11 protein-coding genes are annotated in these 11944 nt (G+C 68.3%); 6 read left to right on the top strand and 5 right to left on the bottom strand.

Features of this window, described 5'->3' with window-relative positions; all coding sequences use genetic code 11:
* A complete protein-coding gene (locus AC4EEV_RS07230; protein WP_018761729.1) occupies positions 1-468 on the bottom strand; it encodes a hotdog fold thioesterase in 468 nt (155 codons plus the stop codon).
* Positions 469-624: 156 nt separating this feature from the next.
* On the opposite strand from AC4EEV_RS07230, the gene pta reads away from it, so the two are divergent.
* Positions 625-2745 carry a phosphate acetyltransferase gene (gene pta, locus AC4EEV_RS07225; RefSeq protein ID WP_491330537.1) on the top strand — a complete coding sequence of 707 codons (2121 nt, stop codon included), beginning with the start codon at positions 625-627 and terminating at the stop codon, positions 2743-2745.
* Between the two features lie 69 nt (positions 2746-2814).
* On the opposite strand, the gene AC4EEV_RS07220 is transcribed toward pta, so the two are convergent.
* Positions 2815-3102: a hypothetical protein gene (locus tag AC4EEV_RS07220; protein ID WP_018761722.1), complete on the bottom strand. Its 288-nt coding sequence runs from the start codon at positions 3100-3102 to the stop codon at positions 2815-2817.
* Positions 3103-3204: 102 nt separating this feature from the next.
* On the opposite strand from AC4EEV_RS07220, the gene AC4EEV_RS07215 reads away from it, so the two are divergent.
* From AC4EEV_RS07215 to AC4EEV_RS07205, 3 genes are read left to right on the top strand one after another with little or no spacing between them, the layout of a single operon-like run.
* A complete protein-coding gene (locus tag AC4EEV_RS07215; RefSeq protein WP_491330536.1) occupies positions 3205-3561 on the top strand; it encodes a VOC family protein in 357 nt (118 codons plus the stop codon).
* 55 nt (positions 3562-3616) lie between these two features.
* The gene (locus AC4EEV_RS07210; RefSeq protein ID WP_018761720.1) at positions 3617-4777 is read left to right on the top strand and encodes an acetate kinase; all 1161 of its coding nucleotides are present in this window, start codon (positions 3617-3619) and stop codon (positions 4775-4777) included.
* A gap of 5 nt (positions 4778-4782) precedes the next feature.
* A complete protein-coding gene (locus AC4EEV_RS07205) occupies positions 4783-5355 on the top strand; it encodes a GNAT family N-acetyltransferase (protein ID WP_491330535.1) in 573 nt (190 codons plus the stop codon).
* Here the strand turns inward: AC4EEV_RS07205 and AC4EEV_RS07200 are convergent.
* From AC4EEV_RS07200 to AC4EEV_RS07190, 3 genes are all read right to left on the bottom strand, one after another.
* Positions 5339-6535, bottom strand: a complete 1197-nt coding sequence (locus AC4EEV_RS07200) for an NAD(P)/FAD-dependent oxidoreductase (protein WP_018761718.1) — start codon at positions 6533-6535, stop codon at positions 5339-5341. The two genes, AC4EEV_RS07205 and AC4EEV_RS07200, sit on opposite strands and share 17 nt — an antisense overlap.
* A 4-nt stretch (positions 6536-6539) precedes the next feature.
* A complete protein-coding gene (locus AC4EEV_RS07195) occupies positions 6540-6746 on the bottom strand; it encodes a hypervirulence associated TUDOR domain-containing protein (protein WP_026264575.1) in 207 nt (68 codons plus the stop codon).
* Between the two features lie 107 nt (positions 6747-6853).
* A complete protein-coding gene (locus AC4EEV_RS07190) occupies positions 6854-9073 on the bottom strand; it encodes a S9 family peptidase (protein WP_491330534.1) in 2220 nt (739 codons plus the stop codon).
* Positions 9074-9222: 149 nt separating this feature from the next.
* Between AC4EEV_RS07190 and AC4EEV_RS07185 the strand changes: the two genes are divergently transcribed.
* Entirely contained in the window at positions 9223-9789 is a 567-nt protein-coding gene (locus AC4EEV_RS07185; protein WP_491330533.1) for a hypothetical protein, read from the top strand.
* 13 nt (positions 9790-9802) lie between these two features.
* Positions 9803-11410 (top strand): FAD-dependent monooxygenase, encoded by a 1608-nt coding sequence (locus AC4EEV_RS07180; protein ID WP_491330532.1) that lies wholly within the window; start codon positions 9803-9805, stop codon positions 11408-11410.
* Positions 11411-11944 lie beyond the last annotated feature (534 nt).

Raw genomic sequence — 11944 nt, 5'->3', positions numbered from 1 at the left:
CTACTTCTTGGGGATGGTGCGGCTGCGTCCACGGAACTCGGCGATGAGCTCGCCCGGGGAGCTGGGGTGGGTTTCGGAGGCCGCGGCGGCGTCGGCGGCGAAGATCTGGATGTCGTACAGGCCGCTGCGCCCCGCGCTGGAGCGGCGGTCCGCGACGGCGGTGAGCACCTGGCCGCGGAATGCCGGCTTGAGGAAATTGATGTCGACGCCGGACGCGACCGTGATGGTGTTTTCCTCGCCCGGTGCAGGCTGGATGGGGTTGCACGCGAGGGCGAAGGCGGTGTCGCCGAAGGCGAAGATCATTCCGCCGTGGGCCATGCCGAAGCCGTTGAGCATTTCCTGCCGGAGGGTCATCCGGATGGTGGCGTGGCCGTCGCTGAGGGCGAGGACCTCGATGCCCATCCATTCGGAGGCGTAGTCGTTTTCCAGGATGGGGTGGGTGGCCCCGGAAAGTGTTGCTTCAGCCATGCGTCATTGCCTCCAGCTTTATTTACCGAATGTTCATTAGGTAATCCCATGAGGGGGGCCGGTGTCAAGGGTGGGCCGCGCGCACGTGTGCCCCCGGGGCGCGTGTAGTGCAAGGATGGGAGGACCGGCACGAGCAAGCACAGCAAAGGGCGGACCATGGCCAAAGGCATCTACGTCAGCGCAACCACCCCAGGGTCGGGCAAGTCCCTGGTGGCCTTGGGCCTGGCGGACACCCTGCACCGGCACGCGGACAGGATCGGCTTCTTCAAGCCCGTGGTCCACGGCCCCTCCGCCGCGGACGACCCCATGGTGGCGTTGATGAAGGCCCGGTTTGCCCTGGACGATGACCTGTGCCGCGGCGGCCTGACCTATGCGGAGGTCCGCGAACTCCTCGCGGCAGGCAACCGCGCGGAGATCGACGCCCTGTGCGTGGAGATCTACGCCGACATTGCCCGGCACTGCGATGTGGTGATCGTGGAGGGGACGGACCTGGTGGGCCAGGACTCCGCCGTCGAATTCGACCTGAATGCCCGGCTGGCCAACAACCTCGCCACGCCCGTGGTGGCCGTGGTGGGCGCGAAGGGGCGGACGGTTGCCGAAACTGCCGCCGCCGTGGAAGTTGCCCGCAAGGAACTTGCCGCCGAACGCTGCTCGCTGCTGGCCATCATGGTCAACAGGGCGGACGCCGCTGACCTGGATGCCATTGCCGCGGCCTTGAAGCCGGGCGCGTCCGGCCGGCCCGTGTATATCCTGCCCGAACTCGAAGAGATCGCACGGCCCACAACGGGCGAGGTGGCGACGGCCCTGCGTGTCCGGCAGATCGCGGGAACGCCGGATATGGAACGCGACGTCAAGGACATCAAGGTTGCCGCCATGAACGTGGGCAACTTCCTGAACGTCCTGGACGAGGGGGCCCTGGTCATCGTGCCTGGTGACCGGGCGGACGTAATGGTGGCCTGCCTGGCATCCTCCTTCTCGCCGGAGTTCCCCGTGGCGTCCGCGCTGATCCTCACCGGCGGCCTGGCGCCGGATGCCAACATCTATCCGCTCCTGGCGCAAGCGCCGTTTCCAGTGTTCGCGGCGGACGAGGACACCTACCAGACGGCGCGCCGGGTCTCCGAGGTCCGCAGCGAGATCTGGTCCGGGCACCGCCGCAAGGTAGCGTCGGCGCTTGGCCTCTGGTCCCGCCGGGTGGACGAAGCCGAACTGGTGGAGCGGCTGCACCTTCCGCGGGCCGAACGCATGACCCCGTTGCGGTTCCTGCACGACCTGATCGAACGCGCCCGGGCCCAGCGCCGCCATGTGGTCCTGCCCGAGGGCACCGATGTCCGGATCCTCCGCGCAGCCGAGATCCTGCACCGGCGGGACGTCTGCGACCTCACCCTCCTGGGGCCCGAATCGGACGTCCGCGAGCTGGCCGCAGCCAACGGCATCGACCTGTCAGGAATCACCGTCATCGATCCCGCCACCTCGGAGCTGCGGCAGAAGTTCGCGGAGAAGTATGCCGAGCTGAGGGCCCACAAGGGCGTGGACCTGGCCAAGGCCCTGGAGATCATGCAGGACGTCAGCTACTTCGGCACCATGATGGTCCAGCTGGGAGTGGTGGACGGCATGGTGTCCGGCGCCGCGCACACCACCGCGCACACCATCCGGCCCGCGCTGGAGTTCGTGAAGACCCGCGAGGGCGTGAAGATCGTGTCCTCGGTGTTCCTGATGCTGATGCCGGACCGGGTGCTGGTGTACGGGGACTGCGCCGTGAACCCGGATCCGAACGTCGAACAGCTTGCGGACATTGCCCTGGCCTCGGCCGAGACCGCCGCCCAGTTCGGGGTGGAGCCGCGGGTGGCCATGCTCTCGTACTCGACCGGCGGCTCGGGATCCGGTGAAGCGGTGGACGAGGTGCGGCAGGCCACCGAACTGGTGCGTGCCCGCCGGCCCGACCTCGCCGTGGAGGGGCCCATCCAGTACGACGCCGCCGTCGACGCCTCCATTGCCGCGTCCAAGATGCCCGGTTCCTCCGTGGCCGGCCAGGCGACGGTGTTCATCTTCCCGGACCTGAACACCGGCAACAACACGTACAAGGCGGTGCAGCAAAGCTCCGGCGCCGTCGCCGTGGGGCCGGTCCTGCAGGGGCTGCGGAAACCGGTCAACGACCTCTCCCGCGGCTGCACGGTGGAGGACATCGTGAACACGGTGGCCATTACTGCCATCCAGGCGCAGGCCCGCGATGCCGGGCCGGAACGGGCGCAGGTCCCTGCAGAGGCACCGGCGTCCTAGGGCGCCATGCACAAAGGACGACGACGGCACTTGCGCAAGTGCCGTCGTCGTCCTTTGGAATGGGGGAGCCTAGCTGTTGTCCGGCTTGGCTATGCTCTCCGGATCTTCCTCCTTGGCAGGCTCGTCGGAGAGGCCCTGCGGGGTCAGGTCAAGGTCCTCCGGGTGCTCCGGTGCCTGCGGGGCCTCGCCGGTTTCGGCGGCCTTGAGGTTGCCCGTATCGTCCAGGGCGGGGTTGGCCCCCTCCACCACGGTGGGGTCTTTCTTCCCGGAGCCGGAGCCCGCATTGAGCGGGGCGGTGCTGCTGGATCCCGTGTTGGTGGGGTCGTTTTCGTCGATCGAAGTGGGCTCGCTCGTCATGGAAATGTCCTCTCGCCGTGGTCCAGCCTTGTCCGCCGACCATAGGCACACCCGGGGTGCATGCGCAAGGAAAGAGTGCACTCATCGGTTACCATCACTGGCATGCCCGGTACAGCCATCACCACCGCCTTCATCCCCGTCCGCGACCCTCAGGTGGCGGCCCACTGGTACAGCCGCATGCTGGGACTCACCGTCGCGGACGCGAACCGATTCTCGGCGCTCCTTGCCGGCAGCGGAACCGCATCCGTAACGCTGATGGGCCCGGACAGCGGCATCCAGGTTTCTCCGGGGCTGTCGTGGGCGACGTGCAACTTCACAGTCGATGAGCTGGACGCCAAGCGCGCGGAGCTGGCGGAGCAGGGCGTCCCGGTGGGGTCCATTACGGGCTCGCCGGATGTCTGCCTCTTCTTCACGGCCCAGGACCCGGACGGGAACACGCTGCTGCTGACTGACCGTTAGCGGCGCCACCTATAGTGGGGTTTGAACTGCTGACGCCAGGCTGAGGAGGCCCCGCATGCTCGTGCTCGTCATCAACTCCGGCTCGTCGTCGCTGAAGTACCAGGTCCGCGACGTCGCCGCCGGGACTGTCCTCACCGAGGGGCTGATCGAGAAGATCGGGATGGGCAACGGCGGCGGAGGCGACGGCGAGATCGAGGGCCCGCGGGACCACGCGGAGGCCCTGGAGCTGGTGGATGCCGCCATCCACCAGGAACTGGGTGGCCTGGAACTGGGCGCGGTGGGCCACCGGGTGGTGCACGGCGGCGAGCGGTTCGCCGAACCCGTGCTGATCGATAACGAGATCACCCGTGCCATCGAACGCCTCAACCCGCTGGCGCCGCTGCACAACCCCGCCAACGTCCTGGGCATCCGTGCCATCACCAGGAAATGGCCGGACATGCCGCAGGTGGCCGTGTTCGACACCGCCTTCCACCGGACCCTGCCCGAACACGCCTGGCGCTACGCCGTCCCCGACGAGCTCTACACCAACCACGGGATCCGCAGGTACGGCTTCCACGGCACCTCGCACGAGTACGTTGCCCGCCGGTCGGCCGCGCTGCTGGACCTTCCCCCGGAGGAGTTCGACGGCGTCATCGCCCACCTGGGCAACGGCGCGTCGGTCACCGCCATCCGGGGTGGACAGTCCGTGGATACCTCCATGGGCTTCACCCCGCTCGAAGGCCTGGTGATGGGCACCCGCTCGGGCGACCTTGACCCCTCCATCCTGGTGTTCCTGGGCCGCGCCGGGTGGACGCCGGAGGACATCGACTCCATGCTGAACCGGGAATCGGGGCTGAAGGGCCTGGCCGGGAACAATGACATGCGCACCGTGGTGGAGGCCGCCGAATCCGGGGACGCCAAAGCCGCCATGGCGCTGGCGGTGGCATCCTACCGGCTGGCCAAGTACATCGGTGGGTACCACGTGGCCGTCGGCGGTGCCAAGGCGCTGGTATTCACCGCCGGGATTGGCGAGAACTCCTCCCAGTTCCGGGCGCTCGTTGCGGACCGGCTGGGCGCCCTGGGCATCGAGCTCGACGCCGGCCTGAACGCCAAACGGTCAAGGGAGCCGCGCGTGATATCCGCACCGTCCTCCGCGATCCCCGTCCTGGTGGTTCCCACGGATGAGGAACGCGCGATCGCCGAGGCGACGGCCGCCGTCGTCGGTTCAAACAGGTAGCCGGCATGCCGGAGATCCTGCTGCCCATCCGCACCGACCGGCTGGTCCTGCGCCGCTTCGAAGGCCGCGACCTGGACGCCTTCCACGCCTACCATTCACTCGCCGAGACTGCCCGTTTCCTGCCGGGACCGGCCAAAAGCTACACCAAATCCATGGAGTACGTGGGCAAGTACGCCAACTTCGTGTACGAGAAGGAGGGCGACTGGCTGTCGCTGGCCATCGAGGCCAAAGATGAGCCGGGCCTCCTGGGCGAAGTGGTACTGAAGTGGCTCCCGGGCCGCGGGCAGGCGGAAATCGGCTGGTCCACGGCACCGCAGGCGCGCGGCAAGGGATACGCCACCGAGGCCGCAGCAGCGGTCCTGGACCTCGGCTTCGGGGACCTCGGCCTGCGCCGGATCGAGGCCCGGCTCGATGAGCTCAACACCGCCTCCGCGGCGCTCTGCCAGCGGCTGGGGATGCGGCTGGAGGCGCGGCATGTGGACAAGTGGTTCTACAAAGGCCAGTGGGCCACCGAACTGGTCTACGCCGTCCTGGCCGCCGAATGGAGCCGGGAAAGGGAACCTACGCCCGGCCCTTGAGGATCAGGTTCCAGTAGATCTTCGGGAAGAGGTCCCGGTCCACCACCCAGGACAGCCTGCTCTCATTCCAGGTGGGAACGTGCGGGATGCTGGGCTTGACCCGGTACTGGTCGTCGAATTCGGCGAACACCACGGTGTCCCGCGATACCGTGAACGGGCACACCGAGTACCCGTCATACTTTGCGCGCAGCGGCTTTCCCTTGCGGGCGGCCACCAGGTTCTTCGCCAGGACCGTGGCCTGCTTTCGCAATGCGCCGCCGGACTTTGAGTTGGTGGTCCCCGCAGCGTCGCCCAAAGACCACACATTGTCATGCCGCAGGTGCCGCAGCGTCTGGCGGTCCACTTCCACAAAGCCGCCGGAGCCACCGGAGGCCGGCAGGTCCGTGGCCTTGAGCCAGTCCGGGGCGGACTGCGGCGGGACGGCATTGAGGACGTCGTACGTAAGCTCCTCGGTGATGTTTGCGGCGTGGTTGCGGATGGTTGCCCTGCGCTCGCCGGGGTTGACCGCAACCAGTTCGCTGTTGGTCCGCAGCTCGATCCCGTACTCGGCGATCTTTCGGTCCAACTCCCGGTCCACCTCCGGTACCCCGAAGACGGTGGGGTACGGCTGGACCATCACCACCCGGATCTTGTCCAGGACGCCTTGCTCCCGCCAGTAGTCGCAGGCAAGGTACATGGGCTTCTGGCTGGCTCCGGCGCACTTGACGGGCCCGGCGGGCATGGTGAACACGGCGGTGCCGGAGGCCAGGCCGCTGAGCAGGGTCCAGGCCTTGGGGGCAAGGTCGAACTCGTAATGGGAGGCGCCGTGTGGCGAGTGCACGGCGTCGGCAAGGCCTGGAACGGCGTCCCAGTCATACTGCAGCCCCGGGCACACCACCAGTTGCCCGTAGCCAACGGAGGCTCCGGACGCCAGGGTGACCGTGTTCGCGTTGGCGTCCACGTCCACCGCCGCATCCCGGATCCAAGTGACGCCCGCCGGTGTCACCGACTCCTGGGTCCGGACGGCTTCCCGGGCCTGCGCCCGGCCGCCTGCGATGTGCGAGAACAGCGGCTGGTAGAGGTGGTGGTCCTTGGGTTCGACCACCACCACATCCTGGACGCCGTAGCGCTGCAACCTGGCCGCCAGCGAGATGCCGGCGTTGCCGCCACCGATAATGACAACCTCGTGGCGGGCAGCCACGGGCCTACTTCTTTTCGGTCAGGGCGGATGCCTTGTGCGCCGCGCGGGCGCCGGTCTTGGCCGATTCCACCACATACTGCGGCTCATCCTCGCTGGCGCGGTGCGTGTTGCCGTCGAGTTCGAAATCGCTGGTTTTCTTTTCCACGATCTTGCCGTGGGTCTTGCCCTGTGAAGTGTTCCACTCCACGTGCGTTCCCTTGCTTAATGACATGCCTGCCCCTTTTGGTAGCCCGGACATTAGCCCGGATCGGAAAACAAGTGCCCCACAATGGTAAGCATGATGAGCATTTCCGGGAACAGGGCGGTGGCTGGCAGGCGCTACTGCTTCAGCCCGGCGCCTGGAAGCAGCCCGGTGGCGCCCAGGGCGTCGGCGATGAAGGCGTAGTCCCACGCACGCTCACGCCACTGCACATAGCGTCCGGAGGCCCCGCCGTGGCCGCCGTCCATCTCGATCTTCATGACGATGGGCTCGGACCCGGTGGTCTTGTTCCGCAGCTCCTGCACCCATTTGGCGGGCTCGACATACAGGACCCTGGTGTCGTTGAAGGACGTCACGGCCGCGATCTTGGGATAAGCCACCGCCCGCACATTCTCGTACGGCGAATAGGACTTCATGTACGCGTAGGCCTCGGGGTCCGTGATGGGGTTGCCCCATTCCTCCCACTCCAGGGCGGACAACGGCAGGTCCGGGTCCAGGATGCTGGTGAGCGGATCCACGAACGGCACCTGCGCCACGATCGCCGCGTACTTCTCCGGCGCCATGTTGGCCACGGCGCCCATCAGCAGGCCGCCCGCGGAACCGCCCAGGGCCGCGATCCGCGCCGGGTCCACCCAGCCGGAGTTCGCCAGCCAGTCCGTGGCGTCGATGAAATCGGTGAAGGTGTTCTTCTTGGTGAGCTTCTTGCCGTCCTCATACCAGTGCCGGCCCAATTCGCCGCCGCCACGGATGTGGGCGATCACGAATACCACGCCACGGTCCAGCAGGGACAGCCGGGCGATGCCGAATCCGGGGTCCATGCTCATCTCGTAGGAGCCGTACCCGTAGACCAGGCCCGCTGCCGTCGCATCCTGCTTGACGCCCTTGTGCCGCAGGACGGAGAGCGGGATGCGCGTGCCGTCGCCGGCGGTGGCCCATTCGCGGGTGGCGATGTAGTCGCTTGCGTCGTAGCCGCCCAGTACCGGGCTTTCCTTGCGCAGCAGCAGGTCGCCGGCGGGCAGTTCGGGGGTGGGGAGGACGAAGTCGTAGATCCGCGACGGCGTGAAGTAGGACGTGTAGCCGAGCCGGATCACCGGGGCGTCGTAGTCCGAGCCGCCCACCCCGGCGGTGTACAGCTCCTCATCGAAGGCAGGCTCCACCGGGGCCTGCTGCGCGGGCGTGCCCAGCCCGGCCAGCCCCATCACCTGGACCCGCTCGATGGTGTCCTTGCGGACGGAGACGATCAGGTGGGTGGAGGTGACGCCTGCGCCGTTGACGCGGACGTCGTCGGAATGCTCGACGACGGTCTGCCAGGTCTGTTCGGCCAGCGGCTTGTGCAGCTCAGCCGGGTCCGTCAGGGAGACCATCGAGTTGATGGCGCCGCGGTTGTGGGTGAGCAGGATCTTTTCTTCGCCGTCCAGCAGGAAGGGTTCTGCCTCGTAAAGGATGCGTTCGTCCCGCGAAATGACGGTGCTGACCGTTGCGGCGGGGTCGTCGAAACGGAGCAGCCGGGTCTCGCTGTACTCCGAGCAGCCAATGCCGAGCACCAGGTAGCGCCGGTCCGCCGAGAGCTCGAAGCCCAGCCACATGGCGGGGTCGTCCTCCTGGTACACCACGGTGTCATCGGCCACGGGCGTGCCCAGGACATGGGACTTGACCTGGTAGGGGCGCCAGGACTCGTCCACCACGGTGTAGAAGAGGCGGGTGCCGTCCGGGGAGAAGGAGACGCCGTAGAAGATGTTCTCGATGACATCCGGCAGCAGCGTGCCGGTGCGAAGGTCCTTGATCCGGAGCGTGAAGCGCTCATCGCCGGAGTTGTCCACCGCGTAGGCGTAAAGGTGGCCATCGATGGTCACGGCGGTGCCGCCCACCGAGAAGAACGGCTTGCCCGCAGCTTCGACGTTGCCGTCCAGCAGGACTTCTTCGCCCGGGATACCCATGCCGGCCTCGACGGCCGGCGGAGTCCAGTCGGCCACCTTGTCCCCGGTGTCCTGCGCCTTCACCCGGCAGTGGATGCCGTATTCCTTGCCCTCTGCCGAGCGGCTGAAATACCACCAGCCGTCCTTCCGGTGCGGGACGGAAAGGTCGGTTTCCTGGGTGCGGCCCTTGATCTCCTGGAATATGGCTTCGCGGAGCGGCTCCTGGCCGGCGGTGACCGCTTCCTGGTACTCGTTTTCGGCCCGCAGGTGCGCCACCACCTCCGGGGATTCCTTGTCCCGGAGCCACTCGTAGTTGTCCACGAAGGTCTCCCCGTGGTGGGTGCGTTCGGTGGGAATCTTCTTGGCAACCGGGGGTGCCGGGACGGAGGTGCCGGTGGAATCCTGCAGCGGGGTGGAGGTCATGGATTCAATATATAGACCCGTCCCTGCAAGTCCGCAGGCCGTTCGCTGACGGGGGAGCGGCGGACCGGACCGCACGGGACGAAAGACTCTGGGACGCCTGCGGCGGTCCCGGTCAGGCTGGGGTGTACACCGAAAGGAAAGGGGGCGCCATGTCCTTTGAATCCGGCCCGGCTCCCCGGGCCAAAGCCTGGTTGGCCGTGGCTAAATGCGTGGGGACGTCCGCCCTGATGCTTGCCCGCAGGCAAGTGCACCTGCCTGCGGGGAACGTGGGCCGGATGCTGCGGTTCGCGGACGGGAGCGCCGCGCGGGTCTACCGGGAGACCGCCGTCGGCCGCCCTCCCGCCGCGGAGCCCTGCGTACTCGTAGTCACCTTCACCCTGCGCCTGGTGCGCGGCCGGGCGCACAGGTTGTTCGAGGCCGAAAGCCTCCTGAACACCCCGCTGTTCGTGGGGTTCCCGGGGTTCGTGTCCAAGCTGTGGTGCGCCCACGATACCTTCGGCGCCTACCGCGGGTTGTACGAGTGGGACGGTGCCGAGCAGGCGCGCCGTTACGCCGCCGCCCTCTGGCGGGTCCTTGAACTGGTCAGCGTCCCAGGATCCATCAGCTTCAAAATCCTCCCTGGCCTGCACCGGGACGAGGCCCTGGCCGACCCCGCCCGGATGCGCCTTGCCGCCCACCCCGAACATGCTTGGTGGCGGCTCCTCCCCGCAGTGTGAGGGCCCGGCAGCCATGGGACGCGGGCAAGGACCGACGCCGGACACCGACGTCTTCGTTGTCGGCGCTGGTCCCGCCGGGCTCACCACCGCGCTCCAGGCACAGGCGCATGGCGCCTCCGTCAGGGTGGTGGACCGCCGCCCGCACCTGACACGCCCGTCCCGGGCCTTGATGCTCCATGCCCGCGCCCTGGAAGGGCTGCGGCCGCTGGCAGTCACCGGAGAACTGCTCCGCCGCGCCGATACCACCCCGGAAGCGCGGCTCCACCTGGGCCGGCGTATCGTCGAAGCCCGGCTGGGCCACGCGGACCTCCCGGACACGGCCTTCCCGCACCTGACCCTGGTCCGGCAGGCCGACGTCGAGGCCGTGCTGTGGCAGGCACTCCAGGAGCGGGGCGTTCACGTGGACTGGGGCGTGGAGTTCCGCGGGCTCGGCCGCGGCGGCGTACAACCAGAAGGAGGCATGGTCCGGGCGCAGCTTTACCGCGACGGGGGCGGCCGGGAAGAGCATGATTCCCGGTTCCTGGCCGGTTGCGACGGGCAGGCCGGCACCGTCCGCAGCATCACGGACGCCCGCTGGGAGGGCGGTCCCTACCGGGTGGAGGCTGTCCTGGCCGACCTGGAACTTGACGGGCCCCTGGACCCGGGGGTCCTGCACGTCGCCGTCGGCAGCGCCGGGCTGACCTTCCTTTTCGCCCTTGGGGAAGGAGCCACCTGGCGCATGCTGGCAACCCGGCCCGCGGACCCGCAACCCGCCGCATTGTTCGGCCAGTTGGGCCCGGCCGTCCCGCCAGGGGAAGTGGAACGCCTCGTCAGGGTCTCGGGGCTGGGCGCCGCGGTCCGGGACGTACGGTGGTCGGCGCAGGTCGCGCTTCAACACCGTCTTGCCAGTTCGTTCGGCGTCGATCCCGTCTTCCTGGCAGGGGACGCCGCGCACGCACATTCTCCGGCCGGCGGTCAAGGCATGAACAACGGCATCCTCGACGCCCTCAATCTTGGCTGGAAGCTCGGCTTCGCCTCGACGGCCGGCGGGCCCCTCCCTGAGTTGCTCAGCTCCTACCACCAGGAGCGCCGGCTTGCTGCCCGGCAGGTCCTTGCCCTGACCCACGTCATCTTTTTTGGTGAGGCCTCGCCGCACCCTGCCGCCCGGCTGGCCCGGAGCATTCTTCCTGCGTTGGCGCCGGTCCTGCCGTTCCTGCTGCGCCGGCAGTGGCTCACGTCCAAGGGCATCAGGCTCCTGGCCCAGCCTTTCGTGCGGTACCGGAGCAGCGCTGTCTCCATTGACGGGACACCCCGGTCGGTCCGGTGGCCACGGCCCGGCGACCGGCTGCCGGACGCGCCGGCCTCGGTGGCGGGACGGGAAGTGCGCCTGCATGACCTGACGGCCCTCCCGGGGGTCCATCTCTTGCTGGAGCGTGATGCCGGCCCGGACGCCTTGGATGCCCTGGCGTTGCCGGCGCGTGCGGGACACAGCCCCATGGTCCATGTCCACCGGCTCAGCAGCCATCCGGGCCGGGGCATGGTGGCCGTGCGCCCGGACGGATATGTCGGCTTCAGCTGCGGCGAGGCGGACCCGGCGCAAGTGGGGGACTGGCTGCGGCTGGTGGGTGCCTTGCCGTCCTGACGGGTGGTTGCCGGGGCATGTCCGGCGTATCCTGATCAGTCCAAGGCACATCTGCCCAGCCTGAGAGGGGAAGTTCCATGACCATCCCGCCAGTGCACGAACCTGAGCCGTTTCCGCCCGAACCCGGACCGGAGCCGAGCTCCCCGGATCCCACCCAGCCCCGCCCGCCCGGGCCGCCGTCGCCACATCCGTTCCCCGCACCGCCGTCGCCGGGACCGTTGCCCGTTCCCGATCCCGGGCCGGCGCCGCTCCGGCCGGACCCCACCAGGGATTGACCGCACGGGCACTTGAAGGCCCGCGCTCCGAGTGCTAGAAAATCAGTATTAGACAACAAAGGCTCGGGAGGCGGGCAAACCTGTTGACTGCCTTATGGGGCGGATCGCCACACTGTGCACGCCACAGCGCCAGACAGCGCATCGGCAGCTGAGGCCTGTACTTCCCGACACGGTGGCCCCCGGCTTCGGCCGGGGGCCATCCGCGCGTCCGGCCTCCCTGTGTTCCGGTCACGTACCGGCCGGGTGCCCCGGCATCAGG

This window comes from Pseudarthrobacter sp. MOO14, assembly GCF_058267675.1.
This window is presented reverse-complemented; position numbering and strand designations above follow the sequence as displayed.